This window comes from Rhizobacter sp. P5_A1, assembly GCF_056400745.1.
The window spans coordinates 15,008-37,890 of record NZ_JBFUKR010000016.1 but is presented as its reverse complement, the minus strand read 5'-3'; the positions used below and the strand labels follow the sequence as shown (position 1 = coordinate 37,890).

At 70.3% G+C, this 22,883-nt stretch carries 20 protein-coding genes and 1 pseudogene; 13 read left to right on the top strand and 8 right to left on the bottom strand.

What is annotated here, in order from left to right:
- The first annotated feature begins 16 nt into the window (after positions 1–16).
- Complete coding sequence (locus tag AC1DTW_RS17680) at positions 17–769, top strand: YoaK family protein (RefSeq protein ID WP_477982610.1); 753 nt, start codon at positions 17–19, stop codon at positions 767–769.
- A gap of 9 nt (positions 770–778) precedes the next feature.
- On the opposite strand, the gene AC1DTW_RS17675 is transcribed toward AC1DTW_RS17680, so the two are convergent.
- A complete protein-coding gene (locus tag AC1DTW_RS17675) occupies positions 779–1,942 on the bottom strand; it encodes a hypothetical protein (RefSeq protein WP_477982609.1) in 1,164 nt (387 codons plus the stop codon).
- 76 nt (positions 1,943–2,018) lie between these two features.
- Here AC1DTW_RS17675 and kdoO point away from each other — a divergent pair, with 76 nt between their 5' ends.
- Positions 2,019–2,933, top strand: coding sequence for a Kdo hydroxylase KdoO (kdoO, locus tag AC1DTW_RS17670; protein ID WP_477982608.1), 915 nt, complete (start codon positions 2,019–2,021; stop codon positions 2,931–2,933).
- Between the two features lie 6 nt (positions 2,934–2,939).
- Here the strand turns inward: kdoO and AC1DTW_RS17665 are convergent, their stop codons facing one another.
- The gene (locus tag AC1DTW_RS17665; protein ID WP_477982607.1) at positions 2,940–4,436 is read right to left on the bottom strand and encodes a CYTH and CHAD domain-containing protein; all 1,497 of its coding nucleotides are present in this window, start codon (positions 4,434–4,436) and stop codon (positions 2,940–2,942) included.
- 196 nt (positions 4,437–4,632) lie between these two features.
- On the opposite strand from AC1DTW_RS17665, the gene AC1DTW_RS17660 reads away from it, so the two are divergent.
- The 3 genes from AC1DTW_RS17660 to AC1DTW_RS17650 all read left to right on the top strand — a co-directional run bounded on the left by AC1DTW_RS17660 (position 4,633) and on the right by AC1DTW_RS17650 (position 7,035).
- Positions 4,633–4,833: a DUF3460 family protein gene (locus AC1DTW_RS17660; protein ID WP_477982606.1), complete on the top strand. Its 201-nt coding sequence runs from the start codon at positions 4,633–4,635 to the stop codon at positions 4,831–4,833.
- A gap of 45 nt (positions 4,834–4,878) precedes the next feature.
- Positions 4,879–5,727: a segregation and condensation protein A gene (locus AC1DTW_RS17655; RefSeq protein ID WP_477982698.1), complete on the top strand. Its 849-nt coding sequence runs from the start codon at positions 4,879–4,881 to the stop codon at positions 5,725–5,727.
- A gap of 135 nt (positions 5,728–5,862) precedes the next feature.
- Positions 5,863–7,035, top strand: coding sequence for a DUF4382 domain-containing protein (locus AC1DTW_RS17650; protein WP_477982605.1), 1,173 nt, complete (start codon positions 5,863–5,865; stop codon positions 7,033–7,035).
- Between the two features lie 28 nt (positions 7,036–7,063).
- Here the strand turns inward: AC1DTW_RS17650 and AC1DTW_RS17645 are convergent, their stop codons facing one another.
- The 4 genes from AC1DTW_RS17645 to AC1DTW_RS17630 all read right to left on the bottom strand — a co-directional run bounded on the left by AC1DTW_RS17645 (position 7,064) and on the right by AC1DTW_RS17630 (position 10,836).
- Positions 7,064–8,920 (bottom strand): sensor histidine kinase, encoded by a 1,857-nt coding sequence (locus tag AC1DTW_RS17645; protein ID WP_477982604.1) that lies wholly within the window; start codon positions 8,918–8,920, stop codon positions 7,064–7,066.
- Position 8,921: 1 nt separating this feature from the next.
- Positions 8,922–9,650: a response regulator gene (locus AC1DTW_RS17640; protein ID WP_477982603.1), complete on the bottom strand. Its 729-nt coding sequence runs from the start codon at positions 9,648–9,650 to the stop codon at positions 8,922–8,924.
- Between the two features lie 83 nt (positions 9,651–9,733).
- Entirely contained in the window at positions 9,734–10,186 is a 453-nt protein-coding gene (locus AC1DTW_RS17635; protein ID WP_477982602.1) for a MaoC family dehydratase, read from the bottom strand.
- Positions 10,187–10,218: 32 nt separating this feature from the next.
- On the bottom strand, positions 10,219–10,836 hold the full coding sequence (locus tag AC1DTW_RS17630; protein WP_477982601.1) for a nucleotide-binding protein: 618 nt from the start codon (positions 10,834–10,836) through the stop codon (positions 10,219–10,221).
- Between the two features lie 162 nt (positions 10,837–10,998).
- Here AC1DTW_RS17630 and kefF point away from each other — a divergent pair, with 162 nt between their 5' ends.
- The 6 genes and pseudogenes from kefF to AC1DTW_RS17600 all read left to right on the top strand — a co-directional run bounded on the left by kefF (position 10,999) and on the right by AC1DTW_RS17600 (position 19,969).
- Positions 10,999–11,637 carry a glutathione-regulated potassium-efflux system oxidoreductase KefF gene (gene kefF / locus AC1DTW_RS17625; RefSeq protein ID WP_477982696.1) on the top strand — a complete coding sequence of 213 codons (639 nt, stop codon included), beginning with the start codon at positions 10,999–11,001 and terminating at the stop codon, positions 11,635–11,637.
- Between the two features lie 179 nt (positions 11,638–11,816).
- Entirely contained in the window at positions 11,817–13,667 is a 1,851-nt protein-coding gene (kefC, locus tag AC1DTW_RS17620) for a glutathione-regulated potassium-efflux system protein KefC (RefSeq protein WP_477982600.1), read from the top strand.
- Between the two features lie 46 nt (positions 13,668–13,713).
- Positions 13,714–14,124, top strand: coding sequence for a hypothetical protein (locus AC1DTW_RS17615; RefSeq protein ID WP_477982599.1), 411 nt, complete (start codon positions 13,714–13,716; stop codon positions 14,122–14,124).
- A 153-nt stretch (positions 14,125–14,277) separates the two neighbouring features.
- The gene (locus tag AC1DTW_RS17610; RefSeq protein WP_477982598.1) at positions 14,278–15,513 is read left to right on the top strand and encodes a TolC family protein; all 1,236 of its coding nucleotides are present in this window, start codon (positions 14,278–14,280) and stop codon (positions 15,511–15,513) included.
- Positions 15,510–16,823 (top strand): annotated as a pseudogene (locus AC1DTW_RS17605) (efflux RND transporter periplasmic adaptor subunit); the annotation flags it as partial. The gene AC1DTW_RS17610 and the pseudogene AC1DTW_RS17605, both read left to right, overlap by 4 nt.
- Positions 16,824–16,834: 11 nt before the next feature.
- Positions 16,835–19,969, top strand: coding sequence for an efflux RND transporter permease subunit (locus AC1DTW_RS17600; RefSeq protein WP_477982597.1), 3,135 nt, complete (start codon positions 16,835–16,837; stop codon positions 19,967–19,969).
- 10 nt (positions 19,970–19,979) lie between these two features.
- Here the strand turns inward: AC1DTW_RS17600 and AC1DTW_RS17595 are convergent, their stop codons facing one another.
- Together AC1DTW_RS17595 and AC1DTW_RS17590 are read right to left on the bottom strand one after the other, a co-directional pair.
- Positions 19,980–20,363, bottom strand: a complete 384-nt coding sequence (locus AC1DTW_RS17595; RefSeq protein ID WP_477982596.1) for a cupredoxin domain-containing protein — start codon at positions 20,361–20,363, stop codon at positions 19,980–19,982.
- Between the two features lie 3 nt (positions 20,364–20,366).
- Positions 20,367–21,266, bottom strand: coding sequence for a metallophosphoesterase family protein (locus AC1DTW_RS17590; protein ID WP_477982595.1), 900 nt, complete (start codon positions 21,264–21,266; stop codon positions 20,367–20,369).
- Positions 21,267–21,445: 179 nt separating this feature from the next.
- Between AC1DTW_RS17590 and AC1DTW_RS17585 the strand changes: the two genes are divergently transcribed.
- Together AC1DTW_RS17585 and AC1DTW_RS17580 are read left to right on the top strand one after the other, a co-directional pair.
- A complete protein-coding gene (locus AC1DTW_RS17585) occupies positions 21,446–22,021 on the top strand; it encodes a sigma-70 family RNA polymerase sigma factor (protein ID WP_477982594.1) in 576 nt (191 codons plus the stop codon).
- Positions 22,018–22,809: an anti-sigma factor family protein gene (locus AC1DTW_RS17580; protein WP_477982593.1), complete on the top strand. Its 792-nt coding sequence runs from the start codon at positions 22,018–22,020 to the stop codon at positions 22,807–22,809. The genes AC1DTW_RS17585 and AC1DTW_RS17580 overlap by 4 nt, the downstream gene beginning before the upstream one ends.
- Positions 22,810–22,883: the final 74 nt, after the last annotated feature.

Here is a 22,883-nt window from a genome sequence, read left to right as displayed (position 1 = left end):
GGAGCGGGCCCACGCGATGCTGCCGTTCGCCCGCGGCTGGACCGATGTGCTGCGCACGCCGCAGCGCAACCTGCGGCTCGGCGCGGTGCTGACCTTCGTCGCCGGGGCGACGAACGCCGGCGGCTTTCTCGCGGTCGGCCAGTACACCTCGCACATGACCGGCATCGTCTCGACGATGAGCGACCACCTCGTGCTCGGGCACGCGGCGGTCGGGCTCGCGGCGCTGGCCTCGCTGCTGAGCTTTCTGCTCGGCGCGATGACGACGGCGATCGTCGTCAACTGGGCGCTGCGGCGCGACCTGCACGGCGCCTATTCGCTGCCGCTCGTGCTCGAGGCCGGGCTGCTGCTCGCGTTCGGGCTGCTCGGTGCGAGCCTGGGCCTGCACACCGCCCTGCTGGTGCCGGTCACCGTGCTGCTGCTGTGCTACATCATGGGGCTGCAGAACGCGGTGATCAGCAAGATCTCGCGCGCCGAGATCCGCACCACGCATGTCACCGGCCTGGTCACCGACCTGGGCATCGAGCTCGGCCGCTTCGTCTACGTGAATCGCCGGCCCGGCGTCGGCACGGTGCGGGCCAGCCGCGAGCGCATGCGCACGCAGGCGCTGCTGATCGGCCTGTTCTTCGTTGGCGGCCTCAGCGGCGCCTACGGGTTCCAGCTGGCCGGCTACGTGACGACCGTGCCGCTGGCGCTGCTGCTGATGCTGATCGCGACGCGCCCGGTGCTGCGCGATGTCGGCCGCCGCTGGCGGCCGAGCGCGGCGCAGTAAAGCGCTGGGCTACTTCGAGATCGTCGAGCCGGTAATCACCGGCTGGCCGGGCGCCGCGAGCACGAAGATGCCGGGCAGCCCGCTGGTCTCGAACTGGCCGCTGGGGTTCGACTGCAGCAGCGAATTCGTGATCGACATCGTGCCGCTGCGGTCGTTGCTGACGAAGAACAGCGCGCCGCCGCCTTCGCTCGCGCTGTTGTCGTGGACCGAACTGCCGCACAGGCTGAGGTCGTAGCTGTTGCCGTCCTGGTAGACCGCGCCACCGCCCCCGCCGCCGGTGCCGGTCGCCTGGTTGTGCGTCATCAGGCTGTTCAGCACTGCGAACGACGCGACCAGGCCGCTCAGGGCGCCGCCGTTCGAGCATTGGTTGCCGTAGCCGGCGGCGCCGCCGAACGTGCTGTTGACGACGTAGACCGGCGCGGCCGGCGACGGCCCGTACGCCCGAACCGCGCCGCCGCCCAGGTCGGCCGCGTTCGGCTCGCACTGGTTGCGAAAGAAGCGGGCATTGACGATCTTCAGCCGCCCGCCGCGAACGTAGATCGCGCCGCCACCGTAGACCTCGCCCTGGCCGTAGCTCTGCGCGGTCGAGTTGCCGTCGGCCAGCGTCAGGTTCTGCACCGTGGTCTGCGGCGTGTCCTGGGTATCGCAGCGCGCCGAGGTCCAGACCTGCGCCGGATCGCAGGTGTTCTGGTACAGGATGCGCAGCGCGCCGCCGCCGCTGAGCGTGACCTTGCCGCCGCCGTCGAGCACGACGTTCGGCTTGTCGTTGAAGACCTTCGCGGTCTTCGTCAGCGTGATCGTCACCGGGTCGGGACCGCAGTTGAAGGTCGTGACGCCGCCGGCGGCGACGGCCGCGACGACCGCGTCCGAGGTGCAACTCGCCGCGGTGCCGGTGCCGACGACGTGATCGGGCGCGAGCGTGGCAACCGCCTGCGCCGCGGCCGGCACGGCGCAGCTCCCACCGGCGTAGCCCGCAGCGGGCGCGCCGTCCGATGGCGCCGGCGCGGGTGCGGGGGAAGGCGTTGGTGCCAGCGCCTCGGGCTGGGCTGACGCGGTCGCCGAATCCGACGATCCGCCGCCGCACGCGGCGAGCGCGCTGCCGAACAGCAGGCTCAGCGAGATCAAGCGCAGCGCGGTCGGGATTGAATGGAAGGCAGCTGCGATGCGGGTCATGCGGGATCGGCGAGTCGGCGACCGGGCAGCATAGACGCGCTGCGCCGAGCCCTGTGAGCACTTGTAGACTGCCGGGATGCAAGAGCGAAGCGCCTCCCCGCCGCCGCCGGTCGACATCGTCCGCGAGTTTCCCGACAGCACCTGGGCCGACGACGGCCCGACGCGCGGCGTCGAGGCGGTGCTCGAGAGCGGCGTGGTGCTGAGCTTTCCGCAGCTGCCGTTCGTGCTGTCGGACGCCGAACGCCGGTTCCTCGACCCGCGCTGGGCCGATGGCAAGGCGAAGAACATCTCGCTGCGCTGGGCCGAGGGCGCGCCGCGCGGCGAGATGCGCGGCGCGGCCGGTGAGCCGGCCGACCTGGGCGCGCTGCACGCGATGATCGAGCGCTACGCCGCGCTGAGCGAGGCCTTTGCGCTGCGCCTGTTCCCGCACTACCGCGGTCACCTGAAGCGCGGCAATACCTCGTTCCGGCCGGTCGACGTGGCCGGCCGCGAGACGAGCTGGCGCAAGGACGACACGCGTCTGCACGTCGACGCGTTCCCCTCGAACCCGATGCACGGCACGCGCCTGCTGCGCGTGTTCTGCAACGTGAACCCGAGCGGCGCGCCGCGGCAGTGGCGCGTCGGCGAACCGTTCGAGGCGCACGCGAAGCGCTACCTGCCGGCGATCCGGCGGCCGCTGCCGGGGTCGGCCTGGTTGCTCGAGAAGACCGGCATCACGAAGCGCCGGCGCACCGAGTACGACCACCTGATGCTGCAGCTGCACGACCGCGCGAAGGCGGACGCGCAGTTCCAGCGCACGAGCCCGCAGGCCCGGATCGACTTCGCGCCCGGCACCACCTGGGTCGTGTTCAGCGACCAGGTGCTGCACGCCGCGCTCGGCGGCCAGCACATGCTGGAGCAGACCTTCTATCTCGATGTCGCGGACCAGCTGCACCCCGAGACCTCGCCGCGCGGCACGCTCGAGCGGCTGCTCGGGCGCGAGCTGCGCTGAGACTGCTCAGTCCTTCTTCCAGAAGCGCTCGACCTTCGCGAAGTCCTTCAGCTCAGGCACCGCGACGGCTATCAACGCCTCGTGCCGCGCGGTGAGCCAGCCGAGCGCGAACATCGCGTACGCATCGGCGTCGCCGCGCTGCGCGAATGCGGCCATCGCCATCGCCGCATCGCTGACGGCGCCGAGCCGCTCCTGCAGCGCGCGCAGCGCCTTCAGGTAGCGCCGCACCGCGCGCCGCTTGAACAGCGCGGCGCAGAACTCGGCGGCGTAGCGCAGGCGTTTCGCGCGCTTGCGCAGGCGGTGGCGCTGCGCATCGTCGAGCTCGGCATAGCGCTTCGCGTCCGCGACGACCTGGGCGTGCCAGCGGCTCAGGCGCGCGGCGAGCCGCTCGCGCAGCGGCGAATCGTCGCCGGCGGCGAGCGTCGGCTCGGCGTGCATCGCGGCGAGCAGGTCGAGCAGCAGCGTCTGGCTTGCCGTTTCGCGCAGCACGCCGGCGAGCTCGGGCGGCGCCTCGCGCGCGGTCGACTGTGGCGCAGCCGGGAGGCCGGCGCGGCGCATCGCCGCGGCCAGCGGCGCGCCGAATTCGGCGTCGATCACGACCTGGTCGCGCGCCACGCCGAGTTGCCGGAACAGCGCCGCGGCGCCATCGCCGAGCATCGTGTCGACGTCGTTCTCGAGCAGCTTCAGCGCGCTGCGCAGGCGCCGCAGCCCGACGCGCAACTGGTGCACGTGCTCGGCCACGTACTCGCCGCTCGCGACCTGGCTCGCATTCGCGAGGATCTGGTCGGCGCAGTTGCGCAGCACGCACTGCCAGGCCTCGGCGGCAGTCATCTGCGGCTCGAGCCGCGCCGACGTCGCGAGACGCGCCGGCACCATCGCTTCGCCGCGCGCGAGCAGGTCGCCGCGCTCGGCCTTGCTGCGGCCGTCGAACCACAGCCCGAAGCGCGGCAGCCAGCGCCGCGCGGTGTCGATCAGCGTCAGCGGCGATCCGGCGAGCAGTTCGATCTCAAGCTCGCAGACCTCGATCGCGCGGCCGTCGGCTTCGATGCGGCCGGTGTCGAACGCCAGCTCGACGCGCGCCGCCGGCACGCCCGGCGCGCGCACCAGCAGCGTGCGCGCGCGGCGGCGGATGTCGGTGCGGTAGAGCGTCTGCAGCGCGGCGGCGGGCTGCGTCGCGAGCAACACGATCAGCCGGTCGCCGACCTGCGTGCCGGCGTGCAGTTCGGGCGCGATCGGCGGCATCGCGGCGGCACCGTCGCGCGGCACGTTGTGCTCCATCCGTGTCATGCCATCGTCGCCCGCGCCCTTCAAGGTCTGCACCCAGCGGCGACCCTCGCGCCGCAGGCGCAGCGCCAGGCCGGCGCCGGCCAGCAAGCGCCCGGGGGTGTCGTGGTACGCCGCCTGCAGCCGTGCCTGCGGCGCCGGCGCGCGGCCCGCAACGGCCGCATCGACCGCCGCGCGTTGGTCCGCCGGCACCTGCAGCTTCAGCTCGATTTCATGCATCACGCCATCGTGCCACCGCGATGGCCAACGGTGATGACAACGGCGTCGGCGACACGCGCGATCGTCCCGTGCGCGTCCGGGTCGTCGACGTCCTTGAATGCCTGGGCGGACCGGCCGATCGGGCCTGTTCGGTCTCCCCGCTAAAATCGAGGCTTCCACTCTAGCGCCGGCCCTGTCGCGGGCGCGCCATGCCGCCATGCCATTGTTCTGGAAAGCCTACAAATCCGACGTCACCTCGTTCATCGAGGAACTGAAGGCCAACAAGCCGACGCTCGAAGACGAACAACAGCGCGGCCGCAACCTGCTGTGGGACAAGTACATCGACCGCGAAGCGCAGGCCGAGTACCGCGAAGCCAAGGTGCCGCAGCAACCGTACGTCTACCAGACCAAGAGCTAGCCCGGCTGGCCCGATCCCGTGAGCGACGACGTGGCGGCACCCGAGGTGCCGGAACTCTCGGCTGCGCCCGCCGGCGAGTCGGACAGCGCGGCCGCCAGCCCCGCGGTGATCGACGGTATCGCGGTGGCCCGCCTGTACGGCGAGCCGCTGTTCGCGATGCCGACCGACCTCTACATCCCGCCGGATGCGCTCGAGGTCTTTCTCGAGGCCTTCGAGGGCCCGCTCGATCTGCTGCTGTACCTGATCCGGCGCCAGAACTTCAACATCCTCGACATCCCGATGGCGAGCGTGACGCGCCAGTACCTGGCCTACGTCGAGCAGATCCGCAAGACCAATCTCGAGCTCGCCAGCGAATACCTGCTGATGGCGGCGATGCTGATCGAGATCAAGTCGCGCATGCTGCTGCCGCCGAAGAAGAGCCTCGACGGCGCCGAGCCGGAAGACCCGCGCGCCGAGCTCGTGCGCCGGCTGATCGAATACGAGCAGATGAAGCTCGCCGCCGCGCGCATCGATCAGCTGCCGCTGCTCGGCCGCGATTTCCTGCGCGCGCAGGTCGTGATCGAGCAGTCGCTCGCGCCGCGCTTTCCGGAGGTCGACGCCGACGAGCTGCGTGCCGCCTGGGCCGACATCCTGAAGCGCGCGACGCTGAACCAGCACCACCACATCACGCGCGAACAGCTCAGCGTGCGCGAGCACATGAGCATCGTGCTGCGCGCGCTGCAGGGCCGGCGCTTCGCGATGTTCGAGGAGCTGTTCGACGTGAGTCGGGGCCCTCAGGTCCTGGTCGTGACCTTCATCGCGATGCTGGAGCTCGCGCGCGAACGCCTGCTCGAGGTGACGCAGGCCGAGGCCTTCGCGCCGATCTACGTGCGGCTGGCCTACGCGCCGGTGTAGCCATCGCGGCGCCGCCGGCGCTCACATCCTGACACGCAGCCGTCCGGCACTGCGCTAGATTTTCAGCAAGTGCGCGGGCGCTGCCGCGTCGCGGCTGCAACCACGCGCACTCCACGTCGAACGGGAGACACTGCCATGACGATTCGAAACTCCACGGCCGCCGCGTGCGCGGCCGCCACGTTGATGCTGGCCGCCTGCGGGGGCGGCAATGGCGACTCCGGCAGCTCCGGCACGATGGGCACGCTGCACGTGTCGCTGACCGACGCGCCGAGCTGCGGCTATGACGCGGTCCACGTGACGATCGACCGCGTGCGCGTGCACCAGAGCGCCGGCGCGGCCGACTCCGACAGCGGCTGGTCCGAGGTGGTCCTGAGCCCGCCGAAGCGCGTCGACCTGCTGACGCTGACCAACGGCGTGCTCGAGGAGCTGGGCCAGACCCAGCTGCCGACCGGCACCTACACGCAGCTGCGCCTGGTGCTCGCCCCGAACGACGCCGCGAACCCGCTCGCCAATGCGGTCACACCGACCGGCGGCGCCGAGACGGCGCTGACGACGCCGAGCGGAACGCAGACGGGCCTGAAGCTGAATGCCGACATCGCCGTCGCAGCCGACAAGATCGCCGATGTCGTGCTCGATTTCGACGCCTGCAAGTCGGTCGTCAAGCGCGGCAACTCGGGCCAGTACAACCTGAAGCCGGTGGTCGCGGTCACGCCGGTGCTGTCGGACGCGGGGCTGCGCGTGATCGGCTATGTCGACCCGGCGCTCGCGCTGCCGACGACGAACGTCTCGGTCCAGCTCGCCGGCGTGCCCGCGAAGGCGACCGTGCCCGATGCGACCGGCAAGTTCGTGCTGTACCCGGTGCCGGCCGGCAACTACGACCTGGTCGTCAGCGCGGCCGGCCGCGTCACCGCGGTGATGACCGGCGTGCCGGTCACGACGACCGCGTTCACGACCGTCAACAGCACGGCGCTGCCGATCGCGCCGCCCGCGGCGACGCTGCGCAGCGTCGCCGGCAGCGTCACGCCCGCGAGCGCGACCGTGCGGGCGACGCAGACACTGACCGGCGGGCCGGTGGTCGAGGTGCAGTGGGGCGCGGTCGATGCAGTGAGCGGCGCGTTCGCGTTCTCGCTGCCGATCGAGGCGCCGGTGAAGATTGGTTATGTCGCGAACCCGGGCACGCTGAACTTCGTCGCCGACGCTGGCGCCGCGGCCAAGTACACGCTCGAGGCGGTGTCGGCCGGCGTGACGAAGACGCAGGCGATCAACGTCAGCGCAGCGGTGCCGCCGGTCGCATTCACGTTCCCGTGACCGGCCCGGAGCGTGAGGGGGCAATCCCTCACGCTCTCACGCCGAGCTTGAACGCGATCATCGCGCGCAGCTTGTTCGGCACCACCGGCTTGATCAGCAGGTGAAAGTCGTGCTCGTGCGCTTCCTTGTCGTGGCCGGTCATCGTGCTGCCGGTCACCAGGATCGCCGGGATCGCGGCGCCGAAGCGCGCCCGCAGCGCGTTGATCGCGTCGACGCCGCTCAGGCCGTCCTCGAGGCGGTAGTCGACGATCAGCAGGTCGGGCCTGACGAGCGCCGGGTCGCTGCGCTCGGCCCAGGCGCTACTCGCCGCGACGCTCTCGAACGCGTCGATCTGCGCGCCCCAGCCGGCGAGCAGCACCTCCAGGCCGGCGCGCACCGCCGGTTCGTCCTCGACGACGACGATGCGCCGCCCGGCCAGCGTGATGCCGACCGGCCCCTTGCCCGGCAGCGGCAGCAGCGCGGACGGCCGCGGCGCGCGGCCCGGCGGCAGTTCGAGCGTGAAGACCGTGCCGCGGCCGGGCGTCGAGCGCAAGGTCAGCGGCGCCTGCATCAGGTCGGCGAGGCGCTTGACGATCGCCAGGCCGAGGCCGAGGCCCTTGCGCTGGTCGGGGCTGACCTTCGGCGTGTTCGGCACCTGGTAGAACTCGTCGAAGACGCGCGCCTGCTCGGCCGCGCTGATGCCCAGCCCGGTGTCCCAGACCTGCAGCAGCACGCGGCCGCCGCGCTGCCGGCAGCCGACCAGCACCGAGCCGTCGTTGGTGTAGCGGATCGCGTTCGAGACCAGGTTGCGCAGAATGCGCTCGACCAGCAGCGGATCGGCGAACACGACCTTGCCGGCGCCGCGCAGCCGCAGCGCCAGCCCCTTCTCGAACGCGCTCGGCTCGAAGTGCAGGCGCAGCTTGCGCAGGATGTCGCCGACCTCGAAGTGCTGCGGGTGCACCTCGATCACGCCGCTGTCGATGCGCGTGATGTCGAGCAGTTCGGAGAACAGGCCCTCGAGCGCGTCGACCGATTCGTTGATGCTGTTGACGAGCTGCGCGACCTCCGGCTCGTGGACGCGCTGGCGCAAGGCTTCGGCGAACAGCCCCATCGCATGCAGCGGCTGGCGCAGGTCATGGCTCGCGGCGGTGAAGAACTGGGTCTTCGCGCGGTTCGCGATCTCGGCCTCGCGGCGTGCCGCGTCGGCCGCGAGCGTCTCGACGCGCAGCTGCGCGGCGAGCTCGTCGGCCTGCACCTTCAGGTCGATCGCGCGCTGCAGCGCCTGGCGGTAGCTGTTCGCGAGCACGGTCGTCAGGCTGATGATCAGGATCAGCTCGCCGGCCAGCTGGTAGCTGTAGACATCGCCGACCAGCGCGATCCGGATCACCAGCGGCAGCAGGCACAGCACCGCATACGTCAGGTACAGGCGCGGCTGGGTCGACAGCACCGGGATGCCGGCGACGCTGAAGGTATAGATGATGACGATCAGTCCGGTCGCCTGCTGCTGCTCGTTGCCCAGGCCGTAGAAGATCCAGCCGGTCGCGCCCCACAGCGCGGCCGCGACGACGGTGCCGACGTTCGAACGCAGCTGCCAGGCCCGCCACTGCTCGCGCGTGCGCGGCGCGGCGCGGCGGAAGCCGCCGATCACCAGCGCGCGCACCAGGCACATCGCGGCGAACGCGCCGATCCACGGCAGCAGCAGGCTCAGCGGCGCGATCGGCCAGTACAGCATCGCGACGACGCCGACGCCGGCCATGTAGCCGGCGAGCGCCGCCGGCATGTACGCGTAGGTGCTCTGGATCGTCTCGATCACGGCACCGAAGTGCAGGTCGTGATCGGCGGCCGCCGCGCCTGCGGGCTGCGACGGGGCCGCTGCGCCGCCCGGTACGGTCGTCGCCTCGCTCAAGCTAGCGGCCGGAATGGCGCCAGGCCGACAAGCCGCCCTGCCCCGACATCTGGCTCACCGCGAGCACCGCCTGCGTGCGCGAGCTGACGCCCAGCGTGCGCAGCACCGCGGCGACGTGGTCTTTCACGGTCTCGACCGAGAGGTTCAGCTCGCGCGCGATCAGCTTGTTCGGCTGGCCCTTCAGCAGCAGCGCGAGCACGTCGGTCTGGCGCGGCGTCAGGCCGAGTCCGGCGAGCGGCACCGCGCCGGTCTGGAAGCCGCTGTCGTGCGTGGACTCGCGCACCACGCGCAGCACGCTCGGCACGGTGTCGCCTTCGGGCTTTGCCGCCGGTTCCGAGCCCATCGTCATCGGCGGCACGTAGATGCCGCCGGACATCACCATGTGCAGCGCCTCGAACAGCGTCTCGTTGCTCGCGCGCTTCGGCACGAAGCCCATCGCGCCGGCATCGATCGCGCGGATCACGTCGCTGCTGCGGTCGGAAGCCGAGACGACGACGACCGGCAGCGCCGGGTAGGTGGCGCGGAACTCGACCAGCACCTCGAAACCGTCGGCATCGCCCAGGTGCAGGTCGAGCAGCACGAGGTCGAAGTCGGATTCGGCCTTCAGGATTTCGCGCGCCGCGCGCGCGCTGCTCGCACCGATCACCGTGGTGTCGCTGCCGAGGCCTTCGATGACGGCCTGAAGCGCCGACAGGATCAACGGGTGGTCATCGATCAGCAGAACCTTCATGCGCGTCTCCAGCAACGGGGGCATCGTAAACGACGGCGCGACGCGGCGCCCTCCCCAACAGGTGGGTTCAGGCCTCGCAGCCGTCAGACATAGCGACGCGCCAGGGACTCGGCCACGCAGACCGGCTTGTCCGAACCCTCGCGTTCCATCGTGACCTCGACCGTCAGCTGCGCTCCGCCGTCGAGCGGCTCGTATCGCGTCAGCTTGAAGTGCCCGCGCAAACGGCTGCCCGAAGGCACCGGCGCCGGGAAGCGCACCTTGCCCAGACCGTAGTTCACGCCCATGCGCGTATCAAGCACCTCGAAGGCCGACGCGCTCATCTCGGGCAGCAGCGACAGCGTCAGGAAGCCATGCGCGATCGTCGTGCCGAACGGGCCCTTCGCGGCGCGCTCGGCGTCGAGGTGGATCCACTGGTGATCGCCGGTCGCGTCGGCGAACAGGTTGATGCGCTGCTGATCGACGGTGATCCACTCGCTGACGGCGAGGGTCTGGCCGACCAGCGGCTCCAGGTCGGTGAGGTGCTCGAAACTTCGCATGCGGGCTCTCTTGGGGTTGTCGTTCGGAACTTCTAGGCGTCGAGCCACCGCGCGAGCGGCCGCCATTGCTCGAGATCCCGCTCGAAGCGGCTCGAGCCCACGTCCGACAGCGTCAGCCCGTGCGCGGCCAGGTGCACATAGTTCTGCGTGTCGCGCAGGAAGCCGAGCATCGGCACCTTGAGGCCGTCGAGGAAGCCGCGCAGTTGATCGGTCGAGATCGTGCCCTCGCGCGTGCGCATGCCGACGATCGCGATCTGCACGCGCTCGCTGCGCTTGTGCGCGAGCAGCTGGCGCACGAATTCGTGCGTCGCGTGGATGTCGAAGATGCTGGGCTGCAGCGGCACGAGCAGCTTGTCGGCCAGCCGCATCACCTCGTCGAGGCGCTTGCCGTGCAGACCGGCCGGCGTGTCGAGCACGACGTGGGTCGTGCCCTTCGGCGGGCGCACGACCTCGTCGTGGCTGACCTCCCAGGCCGCGATCGGCGCGAGGCCGACGGGCCGCAACGCGAGCCAGGTCCGCGCCGATTGCTGGCGGTCGACATCGCCGAGCATCACGGCGTTCCCGCGCGAGGCGTAGTAGCCGGCGATGTTGGTCGCGAGCGTGGTCTTGCCGACGCCGCCTTTCGGATTGGCCACCACGATCACCGGCATGCAGACCTCCGCTCGTTATTTGTCGAACTGCTTTCAGGTTATGTTAGCGGGGCCCGCGAACCTGTCGCCATCGAGACTAACCAGCGACCGACGTTCCACGCCCAACCTCTTTCGGAACCCATGCCCGAATCACAGATTGCCGTCGTTCCCGATGCCAGCCCGATGCCCTCGCCCGGTCCCGATGTCGTCGTGATCACCGCGCACCCGCAGATGGAGCACTCGCGCATCAACCGCCGACTGATGCGCGCGGCGCGGCGCCTGCCGGCGAGCGAAGACTCGCCGCTGATCGTCGTGCGCGATCTGTACGCGCTGTACCCGGACTACCTGATCGACGTCGCCGAAGAGCAGGCGCTGCTGCGCAACGCGAAGCTGATCGTCTGGCAGCACCCGATCCACTGGTACAGCATGCCGCCGTTGATGAAGCTGTGGGTCGACGACGTGCTCGCGTTCGGCTGGGCCTACGGCCCGGGTGGCACCGCGTTGCGCGGCAAGGACCTGTGGCTGGTCGCGACCACCGGCGGCCCCGAGGAGTCGTACCACCCGAACAGCTACAACCGCTACTTCTTCGACGACTTCCTGCCGCCCTACGAACAGACCGCGAACCTGTGCGGCCTGCGCTTCCTGCCGCCGCTGCTGCTGCACGGCGCGCACCGCGCGAGCGAGGCCGAGGTCGAGGCGCACCTCGAGGTCTACGCGCAGCGCCTCGCGAGCTACCCGCGCTGGCCCGAGCTCGACGAGCTGCTGTACGGCCTGCCGGCGCAGGTGCCCGAAGACGCGCGGCCCGACGACGAGGAGGCCTGAAGTGAAACTTGCCGCATTGAGTCGTGAGGCTGCGTCTGCTGTCGGCCCTTTGTTGCCCTCCGCGCCGGCCCCTCACCGCAGAGGCGCAGAGACCGCAGAGGGCCGCAGAGGAAATCACGTTCTTCTCCGCGTTCCTCTGCGGCCTCTGCGCCTCTGCTGTGAAGCCATGGGCCTCTGAGATGGAGCACACCTCCTGGCTCATCGGCCCCCTCGTCTATCTCGCGGCCGCGGTGATCGCGGTGCCGCTCGCGAAGTTCTTCGGCCTCGGCTCAATCATCGGCTACCTTGCGGCCGGCATCCTGATCGGGCCGTGGGGCCTGAAGTTCGTCACGAACCCGCAGGACATGCTGCACTTCTCCGAGTTCGGCGTCGTGCTGATGCTGTTCCTCGTCGGGCTCGAGCTCGAGCCGCAACGCCTGTGGTCGCTGCGCAAGCCGATCTTCGGCTGGGGCAGCGTGCAGTTGTTCGGCTCGGCGGCGCTGATGGTCGGTGTCGGCGTGCTCGCCGGGCTCGACTGGCGCGTCGCGCTGGTCGCGTCGCTCGGCCTGGCGATGTCGTCGACCGCGATCGGCCTCGGCGTGCTCGGCGAACGCGGCCTGATGAACACCGGCTCGGGCCAGAGCGTGCTCAGCGTCGCGCTGCTGCAGGATGTGGCGGCGATCCCGATCCTCGCGCTGCTGCCGCTGCTCGCGACCGGGCCGGCGCACGCGCAAGGCAATGGCTGGATCGGCGCGGGCAAGGCGCTCGGTGTGATCGCGATCATCGTGTTCGGCGGGCGCCTGCTGCTGCGCCCGGCACTGCGCTGGATCGCACGCAGCGCGACGCCCGAGATCTTCACCGCCGCATCGCTGCTGCTCGTCGTCGCGACCGCGGCGCTGATGCAGACGGTCGGCCTGTCGATGGCGCTCGGCGCGTTCCTGGCCGGCGTGCTGCTCGCCGAGAGCGAATACCGGCGCGAGCTCGAGACCGACATCGAGCCGTTCAAGGGCCTGCTGCTCGGCCTGTTCTTCATCGCCGTCGGCATGAGCATCGACTTCGCGGTCGTGATCGCGCAGCCCTTGCTGATCGCCGGCGTCGTGCTCGGCTTCCTGCTGCTGAAGGCCTTCGTGCTGTGGGGCATGGGCCGGCTGATGCCATTGCCGAAACCCGAGCGGCCGGTCTTCATCATCCTGCTCGCGCAGGGCGGCGAGTTCGGCTTCGTCGTGTTCCAGACCGCCGCCGCGGCCGGTGTGATCGACGCGCGGGCCTCGTCGCTGCTGGTCGCCGCGGTCGCGATCTCGATGCTCGTCACGCCGCTGCTGCTGGTCGCGGCCGACAAGTGGTGGATCCCGCTGCTCGCCGGCCAGGCGAAGAAAAAGACCGCGCTGCAGGAGCTGCAGGATCCGCAGAACCAGGCCGTCATCATTGCCGGCTTCGGCCGCTACGGCCAGATCGTCGGCCGCATGCTGTATGCGAACGGCATCAAGCCGACCGTGCTCGATGTCGATGCCGAACAGATCGACGCGATGCGCCGCTTCGGCTGGCCGGTGTTCTACGGCGACGCGACCCGGCTCGACCTGATGCGCACCGCCGGCGCCGCGACCGCGCGGGTGCTGGTGCTGGCGATCGACGATGTCGACCAGAGCGTCGAGGTCGCGAAGATGGTGCGCGAGAACTTCCCCGACCTGACGATCGTCGCGCGCGCCCGCAACGTGCGTCACTACTTCGAGCTGCACGACCTCGGCGTGACGATGATCGAACGCGAGACGCTCGACTCGGCACTGATGAGCGCGCGCAGCGTGCTCGAGCAGCTCGGCTGGGAGCGCCACCAGGCGCGCACGCTGGCGCTGCGCTTCCGGCGCCACAACGTCGAGCAGCTGGTCCAGATGGGGCCGCACCGCAAGGACGAGGCGAAGCTGATCGCGGTCGCGAAACAAGGCCGCCAGCAGCTCGAGGAGCTGTTCGCGCAGGAGCGCGACGAGGCCGCGAAGCGCCAGGCGCGCGTCGGCTGGAACGCCGAGGACGACACGCAAGGCAGGCCGCCGAGTTGACCCGGCGCGTGGACCGTCTCTGCGGCCGCCGCCTACAATCCGCCGCATGAGCCTGTCTCGTGCGTTCGGCAAAGCCATCGGCCGTTGGCTGATCGGCGTGCTGCTGTTCGCGCAGCTGGCGGTGGCCAGCTACGCCTGCCCCGGCGCGTCGGGCATGGCGTCGATGCCGTCCACCGCCGCGCCGGACGCGGCGCTGACCGCAATGCCGCCCGGCTGCGACCAGATCGATCCGAACGCCGCCAACCTCTGCGCCGAACACTGCCACTACGGACAGCAAAGCGCCGACACGGCGCCGACCCCGGTCGTGCTCGCGGCGATCCCGACCCTGCTGTATGCGCTCCCCCTCGAACCGGCACGCTTGCCCGGTTTCGGCCGGTCCCTGCCGGCCCCCGACGCCAGCCTGGCTGCGGCGCCCCCGCCACCGCACGCCATCCTGCACTGCGTCTTTCGCATCTGATCTCCCGACGCTGCGCGCGCTGAAGGCCCGACGGCGACGTCGACCTTCGACCCTGTCGTTCGTCTGGAGATCTTCATGTTCGATCACCCTTGCCGCGGCGCCGTTCGGCGCCCGCGTCCAACGGGCGCAAGCCTCGGCCCTCTCGTGCTGGCAGTGGCGCTCGGCCTGGGCGCACTCCCCGCGCTCGCCGCACCATTGACGCTCGACGACGCGCTGCGTCTGGCGCAGGACCGCTCGCGCCAACTGCCGGCGCAGGACGCTGCCGCGCAGGCAGCCCGCCAGATGGCCGTGGCGGCAGGCCAGCGTCCCGACCCGATCCTGAAGGCCGGCATCAACAACCTGCCGGTCACCGGAGCGGATCGCTTCGGTCTCACGAGCGACTTCATGACGATGCGTTCGATCGGCGTGATGCAGGAGTTCACGCGCGACACCAAGCTGAAGGCACGCGCGGCGCGCTTCGAGCGCGCGGCCGAGGTCGCGCAGGCCGCGCGCGAGCTGGCGCTCTCGAACCTGCAGCGCGATGCCGCGCTGGCCTGGCTGGACCGCCACTACCAGGAGCGCATGCGCGAGCTGCTGCTCGCGCAGCGCGACGAGGCCAAGCTGCAGATCGACGCCGCCGACGCGGCCTACCGCGGCAGCCGCGGGTCGCAGGCCGATGTGTTCGCGGCGCGCTCTGCCGTCGCGCAGATCGACGACCGCATCGCGCTGGCCGAGCGGCAGGTCGCCACGGCCCGGACGCAACTCGCACGTTGGGTCGGTCCGGCTGCCGCCGATGCGCTCGCGACGCCACCGGCGCTGGACACGGTGCGCCTGCGGCCCGAAGACCTCGAGACGCAACTCGTGCACCACCCGCAGATCGCGGTGTTGCAACGGCAGGAAGAGGTGGCGCTGGCCGAGGCCGACATGGCGCGCAGCAGCCAGCAAGCCGATGTGAGCGTCGAGCTGATGCTCAGCCAGCGCGGGCCGGCCTACTCGAACATGGTGTCGGTCAACGTCTCGATCCCGCTGCAGTGGGACGCGAGAAACCGCCAGGACCGCGAGCTCGCGGCGAAGCTGACGGGCGTCGAGCAGGCGCGCGCCGAACGCGAGGAGGCGACGCGCGCGCACCTGGCCGAGGCACTGGCGATGCTGCAGGCGTGGCGCAGCGACCGCGAGCGGCTGACCCGCTACGACGCCGCGCTGCTGCCGCTCGCGAACGAGCGCACGCGCGCGGCGATCGCCGCGTACCGCGGCGGCGCGGGCCCCTTGAGTGCGGTGCTGGACGCGCGGCGCGGCGAGATCGACCTGGCGCTCGAGCGCCTCCGCCTCGAGATGGACGCTGCGCGGCTGTGGGCGCAACTCAACTACCTGGTGCCGGTCGGCCGCGGCGCGATGGAGAGCAAGCCATGAAACCCACCCCGTTCGTGATCGCCCTCGCCGCCGCCGGCGTGCTCGGGGCCGCCGGTTACGGCCTGTATGCCCTCGGCATGCAGCGCGGCGTCGGCCTGGGCGCCGCGCCAGCCGCTGCCGCGCCAAGCATCGCCGAAGGCGAAGCAGCCACGCGCCGCCACATGGCAGCCGGCCTCAAGGCGGGCGACGTCGATCCGGTCACCGGCAAGAAGATCCTCTACTACCACGACCCGATGGTGCCGGCGAGCAAGTTCGACACGCCCGGCAAGTCGCCGTTCATGGACATGATGATGTCGCCGGTCTATGCCGATGCCGACAGCGACCCGGGCGGGGTCACCGTGAGCCCGCGCACCCAGCAGAACCTGGGCGTGCGCACCGCGCAGGTCGTCGAGGGGATGCTGTCGCCGCAGGTCGCCGCGGCCGGCAGCATCGCGTTCAACGAGCGCGACCAGGCCATCGTGCAGGCGCGCGCGACCGGCTACGTCGAGCACCTGCACGTGCGCGCGACGCTCGACCGCGTCGCCCAGGGCCAGCCGCTCGTCGACCTGTACGTGCCCGACTGGATCGCCGCGCAGGAAGAGTTCCTGTCGGTGCGGCGCATGCAGGGCACCGAGCTCGCCGCGCTGGTCGACGGCGCGCGCCAGCGCATGCGCCTGGTCGGCATGAACGACGCGCAGATCGGCCTCGTCGAGCGCAGCGGGAAGACACAGGCGCGCATCACGCTGACGGCGCCGATCGCGGGTGTCGTGGTCGAGCTGGCGCTGCGCGAAGGCATGACCGTGATGTCGGGCACGACGCTGTTCCGCATCAACGGTCTGTCGACCGTGTGGGCGAACGCCGAGGTTCCCGAGGCCCAGGCCGCATTGCTGCGGCCCGGCGCGAAAGTGCAGGCCCGCAGTGCTGCGGCGCCCGGCACGCCGATCGACGGCCGGGTGCAGGCGATCCTGCCCGAGGTGAATGCGGCGACGCGCACGCTGAAGGTCCGCACCGAGCTGGCCAACCCCGGTGGCCGCCTCGTGCCGGGCATGTTCGTGCAGATGCAGTTGATGGACGTGCGCGCCGAGAAGCTGCCGCTGGTGCCGACCGAAGCGGTGATCCAGACCGGCCGGCGCACGGTCGTGATGCTCGCCGAAGAGAATGGCCGCTTCCGACCGGTCGATGTCGAAGCCGGCATCGAGAGCGGTGGCCAGACCGAGATCAGGCGGGGCTTGCAGGCGGGCCAGCGCGTGGTCGTGTCGTCGCAGTTCCTGATCGACTCGGAGGCGAGCCTGAGAGGCGTCGAGGCACGCCTGAACGGCGCGCCGGCGTCGGGGAGCGGGCGATGATCGCGCGCCTGATCCGCGGGTCGATCGCGAACCGCTTCCTGGTGCTGCTCGCGACGCTGCTGCTCAGCGCCTGGGGCGTGCATTCGGTGCTGCGCACGCCGCTCGACGCACTGCCCGACCTGTCGGACGTGCAGGTCATCATCCGCACGAGCTTCCCCGGCCAGGCGCCGCGCATCGTCGAGAACCAGGTCACCTACCCGCTCACGACGACGATGCTGTCGGTGCCGGGCGCGAAGACGGTGCGCGGCTACTCGTTCTTCGGCGACTCGTTCGTCTACGTGCTGTTCGAGGACGGCACCGACCTGTACTGGGCCCGCTCGCGCGTGCTCGAGTACCTGAACCAGGTGCAGTCGCGCCTGCCGCCGACCGCGAAGGCCTCGCTCGGGCCGGATGCGACCGGCGTCGGCTGGATCTACCAGTACGCACTGATCGACCGCAGCGGAACACAGGACGCGAGCCAGCTGCGCGCGCTGCAGGACTGGTTCCTGAAGTACGAACTGAAGACCGTGCCGAACGTCGCCGAGGTCGCGTCGGTCGGCGGCATGGTGCGCCAGTACCAGGTCGTGCTCGACCCGGACAAGCTCGCCGCCTACAGGATCCCGCACACACGGATCGTCGACGCGCTCCAGAAGGCGAACCAGGAGGCCGGCGGCTCGGTGCTCGAGCTCGGCGAGGCCGAATACATGGTGCGCGCGTCGGGCTACCTGCAGAGCCTCGACGACTTCCGCAAGGTGCCGCTGACGACGACCGACGCCGGCGTGTCGGTGCGCCTGGGCGATGTCGCGCGCGTGCAGATCGGGCCGGAGATGCGGCGCGGCATCGGTGAACTCGACGGCGAGGGCGAGGCCGTCGGCGGCGTGATCGTGATGCGCTCGGGCAAGAACGCGCTCGAGACGATCGCCGCGGTGAAGGAGAAGCTCGAGACGCTGCGGGCGAGCCTGCCTCGCGGCGTCGAGATCGTGCCGGTCTACGACCGCTCGAGCCTGATCGAGCGCGCGGTCGGAAACCTGACGCACAAGCTCGGCGAGGAGTTCATCGTCGTCGCGCTCGTGTGCTTCGTCTTCCTGTTCCACCTGCGCTCGGCCTTCGTCGCGATCGTCTCGCTGCCGCTGGGCATCCTGGCCGCGTTCGTCGTGATGCGCTACCAGGGCGTGAACGCGAACATCATGTCGCTCGGCGGCATCGCGATCGCGATCGGTGCGATGGTCGACGCGGCGGTCGTGATGATCGAGAACGCGCACAAGCACATCGAGCAGTGGAACCACGACCACCCGGATCAGACCTTGAGAGGCGACGCGCACTGGCGCGTGATCGCCGATTCGGCCGCCGAGGTGGGACCAGCGCTGTTCTTCTCGCTGCTGATCATCACGCTCAGCTTCATCCCGGTGTTCACGCTGGAGGCGCAGGAAGGCCGGCTGTTCTCGCCGCTCGCGTTCACCAAGACCTACGCGATGGCGGCCGCCGCGGGCCTGTCGGTGACCCTGATCCCGGTGCTGATGGGCTACCTGATCCGCGGCCGCATTCCCGACGAGAAGACCAACCCGCTGAACCGCTGGCTGATCGCGGTCTATCGGCCGCTGCTGGACGCGGTGCTGCGCCGGCCGAAGCTGACGCTGGCCGGCGCCGCGGCCGTGCTCGTGCTGAGCCTGTGGCCGCTGCAGCACATCGGCGGCGAGTTCATGCCGCGGCTCGACGAGGGCGATCTGCTGTACATGCCGTCGGCGCTGCCGGGCTTGTCCGCCGGCAAGGCGGCCGAGTTGCTGCAGCAGACCGACCGGCTGATCAAGACCGTGCCCGAAGTGGCCAGCGTCTACGGCAAGGCGGGCCGCGCCGAGACCGCGACCGACCCGGCGCCGCTGGAGATGTTCGAGACGACGATCCGGTTCAAGCCGCGCGACCAATGGCGCGCCGGCATGACGCAGGACAAGCTGGTCGACGAGCTCGACCGGGTCGTCAAGGTGCCGGGCCTGGCGAACATCTGGGTGCCGCCGATCCGCAACCGCATCGACATGCTGGCCACCGGCATCAAGAGCCCCGTCGGCGTGAAGGTCGCGGGCAGCGACCTCGTGACGATCGACCGCATCACCGGCGAGATCGAGCGTGCGCTGAAGGATGTGCCGGGCGTCAGCAGTGCGCTGGCCGAGCGGCTGACCGGCGGCCGCTACGTCGACGTGAACATCAAGCGCGATGAAGCCGCGCGCTTCGGCATGAACATCGCCGACGTGCAGTCGGTCATCGCGTCGGCGGTCGGCGGCGAGAACATCGGCGAGACGATCGAAGGACTGCAGCGCTTCCCGATCAACCTGCGCTACCCGCGCGAGCTGCGCGACTCGCTCGACGGCCTGCGCAAACTGCCGATCGTCACCGAGCGCGGCGCGCGGCTCGTGCTCTCCGACGTGGCCGATGTGCGCATCACCGACGGCCCGCCGATGCTGCGCAGCGAGAACGCGCGCCTGTCGGGCTGGGTCTACGTGGACATCCGCGGCCGCGACCTGAAGTCGGCGGTCCAGGAGATGCAGCGCGTCGTCGCGAAGGCGGTGAAGCTGCCGCCGGGCTACTCCGTCTCGTGGTCGGGCCAGTTCGAGTTCCTCGAGCGCGCGACCGCGAAGCTGAAGATCGTCGTGCCGTTCACGCTGCTGATCATCTTCGTGCTGCTGTACCTCACCTTCAGGCGCATCGGCGAGGCGCTGCTGATCATGGCGACGCTGCCGTTCGCGCTGGTCGGCGGCATCTGGCTGCTGTACGGGCTCGGCCACGACCTTTCGGTCGCCGGCGCCGTCGGCTTCATCGCGCTGGCCGGCGTGTCGGCCGAATTCGGCGTGATCATGCTGCTGTACCTGAAACACGCGTGGCAGGAGCGGGTCGACAAGGGGCGCACCGGCGACGACGACCTGCTCGAGGCGATCCGCGCAGGCGCGGTGCTGCGCGTTCGGCCGAAGGCGATGACGGTCGCGGTGATCCTCGCCGGCCTGTTCCCGATCATGTGGGGAACCGGTACCGGCTCCGAGGTGATGCAGCGCATCGCTGCGCCGATGGTCGGCGGGATGATCACCGCGCCGCTGCTGTCGATGTTCGTGATCCCGGCGGCGTACCTGCTGATGCGGCGAGCGCGCGGGCGCAAGCCCGCGTGATCGCACCCTCTCAAGACACGATCAAGGTGCCGCTCATGTCTTCGTGCCCCGAGCCGCAGAACACGTCGCACAGGAAGGTGAAGCTGCCGGTCTTGTCGGGCATGAGCTGCAGTGTCGCGACCTGGCCCGGCATGATGTCGGTGCGCAGCTTGAAGTCGGCCAGGTTGAAGCCCATCGGCACCTCCGGCGCGGTGAACTGCAGCATGACCGTCTCGCCCTTCTTCACGCGGATCTCGCTCGGCACGAAGACGAACTTCTTCGCGACGATCTGGATCACCCGCGTCTTCGGCTGGGCCCGCGCCAGCGTCGTCACCGAACCCAGCGCCGTGACCGAACCCAGGGCCAGCGCCCCGGCCGCACCCAGCATCATCCGCTTGCTCGTGTCGATGCTCATCGCTCAGGCCTTCAGCACGGGCAGTTCGGTGATGGCGTAGGTCGCCTTCTTCGGCTCGGCCTCCACCTCGCGAAAGCCCAGGCCGCGGTAGGGCTGCGCCGGGTCCCACGGCAGCGGCGTGCGCTTGGGCTGCGAGCCGGCCACCGGCAGCGCGAAGATCAGCGACTTCGCCGAGTGGTGTGCGATGTGGCCCGTCATCTGGTGGTGCTCCTGGTGGATATGGCCGTAGAACACGGTCACGTTGGCATGCGGCATCAGCAGCTCGATCGCCTTCGCGCCGTCGCGCGTGGCCCAGTCCCATTGCGGGTACAGGTCGAACAGCGGCCGGTGCGCGAAGACGACGATGCGCGCGTCGGCGGGCTGCTTCCCGAGGTCGTCGGCAAGCCACGCCAGCTGCGGCTCGCCAAGCTGCGCGCCGGGGTCGCTGACGTTGTCGAGCACGATGAAATGCACGCCCTTGTGATCGAAGCTGTAGTTCGTCGCGCCGAAGAACTCCTTGAAGGCCTTGCCGTTGTCGAGCGAGGCATCGTGTTCGCCGGGGATGAAGCGCACGGTCTTGACCTTGAGCTCGGCGGCCATGTCACGGAACTCGGCCATGCGCTTGCGGCGCTCCTTCGGGTCGTCGGTGGTGTGCGTCAGGTCGCCGGTGAAGATGATGAAGTCGGGCGCCTGCGCGAGCGCGTTGACGGCCGCGATCGCCTTCGGCAGCGTGCCGCGGGCATCGGGGTTCGGCGCGCCTTCGAAGCCCCAGTGAATGTCGGACAGCTGGACGAAGAAAAAGTCGTCGTCGCCGCCCGGGCGCGTCGCATCGGCAGCCCGCACGGCGCCCGACAGGCCGGACGCGAACACCGCCCCACCGAGGCCCGCCAACTGCAGGAACTGCCTTCGATCGAATGCGCTCATGATGTTTCCCCGGATGAAACGATTTGGGCCGCTGCCGAGGTTCGGCCTGCGGGTCTCGTGATGTCATACCGGTGCCGGGCCCGGAAAATTCCCGACGCGCCGTAAATACCGCACTCAGTGGCTCGGGATCGGGAATAAACGCGGGCCGCGTCCGGTATCAGCTGTCAGAGAGGATCTGCATGAGCGATGACGAGAACCGGCGGCGCTTCGAGTTGCTGGCCCTGCCGCACCTGGACGCCGCCTACAACCTGGCGCGCTGGCTGACGCGCAACGACCAGGATGCCCAGGACGTGGTGCAGGAGGCCTCGATGCGGGCGATGCGCTACATGGGCAGCTTTCGCGGCGACAACGCCCGCGCCTGGCTGCTGCAGATCGTCCGCCACAGCTGCTTCTCGTGGCTGAAGGAGAACCGCCCGGCCGAAAGGCTTTTGCTCGACGACGCCGACGACACGCTGAGCGAAATCGCCGCGCCCGCCGCCGACGAGCCGCACGCCGTGGCGATGCGCAATGCCGACCGCCTGCAGATCGACCAGGCGATCGCCGCGTTGCCGATCGGCTACCGCGAGGTGCTGGTGCTGCGCGAACTCGAGGATCTCCCGTACGGCGACATCGCTCGCATCGCCGACATCCCGGTCGGCACCGTGATGTCGCGCCTGGCGCGCGCCCGAGGCCTGATGCGGCAGGCCTTGGCACCGAGCGCCCGCCCCGTGCTGCGCCCGGTGCCACGGTCGACGCTCGGTGGAGGCAAGTCATGACGTCAACACGCGAAACACAACGGATCAACGCCTTCGTCGACGGCGAACTCGACCTGCCGAGCCTGCTCGAGATGGAGGAGCGGATGCGATCGGACCCGGGCCTGCGGGAAGAGGTCGACGCGCTGCGCCAGTTGCGGGCGGCACTGCGCGACCGCGCGGAATACCACGCGGCGCCGGCGGCATTGCGTGCGCGCATCGCGGCGCTGACAGCGCCAGCGGCGACGCGGCGCGCGCCCGCGGTGGTCGGCGCGGCGATCTGGCGCTGGCTCGGCGCGCGCCCGATGGCGCTCTCGTTCGGCCTCGTCGCGGCGCTGGCGTTGGCGCTGAACCTCGCGTGGCTGCGCTCGACACGAGACGAGCGCTTGCTCGACGAGGTCGTCGCGAGCCATGTGCGCTCGACGCTCGGGCAGCACCTGGTCGATGTCGCCTCGTCGGACCACCACACCGTCAAGCCCTGGCTCTCGTCGAGGCTCGATTTCTCGCCGCCGGTCAACGAGCTGCCGATTCCGGGCTCGGTGTTTCTCGGCGGGCGCGTCGATTATCTCGACGGCCGCCCCGTCGCGGCCCTGGTCTACCGCCAGGGCCAGCACGTCGTGAACGCGTTCGTGTGGCCGGGCAGCACGACGGACAGCCCGGTCAAGCTCGTGGCCGAGCGCGGCTTCCAGACCGCTCGCTGGTCTCATGGCGGCATGACCCACTGGGTGATCTCGGACCTGAACCCGCAAGAGTTCGCGACGCTCGTTCAGGCGATCCAGCGGGCCGAAGGAGGCCCGGTCACGACTCGGTGATCCGCACCCTCCGCAGCCGCAGCGAATTCTTCTCGAGTGCCCCGCTTGACCTTGCCACGGTGGCAAGCTTTAGA

Bases quoted from the DNA above. Each gene is read 5' to 3' on its own strand.
- AC1DTW_RS17680 (WP_477982610.1), top strand. From the start codon at position 17: ATGCTGCCGTTCGCCCGCGGCTGGACCGATGTGCTGCGCACGCCGCAG.
- AC1DTW_RS17675 (WP_477982609.1), bottom strand. From the start codon at position 1,942: ATGACCCGCATCGCAGCTGCCTTCCATTCAATCCCGACCGCGCTGCGC.
- kdoO (WP_477982608.1), top strand. From the start codon at position 2,019: ATGCAAGAGCGAAGCGCCTCCCCGCCGCCGCCGGTCGACATCGTCCGC.
- AC1DTW_RS17665 (WP_477982607.1), bottom strand. From the start codon at position 4,436: ATGCATGAAATCGAGCTGAAGCTGCAGGTGCCGGCGGACCAACGCGCG.
- AC1DTW_RS17660 (WP_477982606.1), top strand. From the start codon at position 4,633: ATGCCATTGTTCTGGAAAGCCTACAAATCCGACGTCACCTCGTTCATC.
- AC1DTW_RS17650 (WP_477982605.1), top strand. From the start codon at position 5,863: ATGACGATTCGAAACTCCACGGCCGCCGCGTGCGCGGCCGCCACGTTG.
- AC1DTW_RS17640 (WP_477982603.1), bottom strand. From the start codon at position 9,650: ATGAAGGTTCTGCTGATCGATGACCACCCGTTGATCCTGTCGGCGCTT.
- AC1DTW_RS17635 (WP_477982602.1), bottom strand. From the start codon at position 10,186: ATGCGAAGTTTCGAGCACCTCACCGACCTGGAGCCGCTGGTCGGCCAG.
- AC1DTW_RS17630 (WP_477982601.1), bottom strand. From the start codon at position 10,836: ATGCCGGTGATCGTGGTGGCCAATCCGAAAGGCGGCGTCGGCAAGACC.
- kefF (WP_477982696.1), top strand. From the start codon at position 10,999: ATGCCCTCGCCCGGTCCCGATGTCGTCGTGATCACCGCGCACCCGCAG.
- kefC (WP_477982600.1), top strand. From the start codon at position 11,817: ATGGAGCACACCTCCTGGCTCATCGGCCCCCTCGTCTATCTCGCGGCC.
- AC1DTW_RS17615 (WP_477982599.1), top strand. From the start codon at position 13,714: ATGAGCCTGTCTCGTGCGTTCGGCAAAGCCATCGGCCGTTGGCTGATC.
- AC1DTW_RS17600 (WP_477982597.1), top strand. From the start codon at position 16,835: ATGATCGCGCGCCTGATCCGCGGGTCGATCGCGAACCGCTTCCTGGTG.
- AC1DTW_RS17595 (WP_477982596.1), bottom strand. From the start codon at position 20,363: ATGAGCATCGACACGAGCAAGCGGATGATGCTGGGTGCGGCCGGGGCG.
- AC1DTW_RS17590 (WP_477982595.1), bottom strand. From the start codon at position 21,266: ATGAGCGCATTCGATCGAAGGCAGTTCCTGCAGTTGGCGGGCCTCGGT.
- AC1DTW_RS17585 (WP_477982594.1), top strand. From the start codon at position 21,446: ATGAGCGATGACGAGAACCGGCGGCGCTTCGAGTTGCTGGCCCTGCCG.
- AC1DTW_RS17580 (WP_477982593.1), top strand. From the start codon at position 22,018: ATGACGTCAACACGCGAAACACAACGGATCAACGCCTTCGTCGACGGC.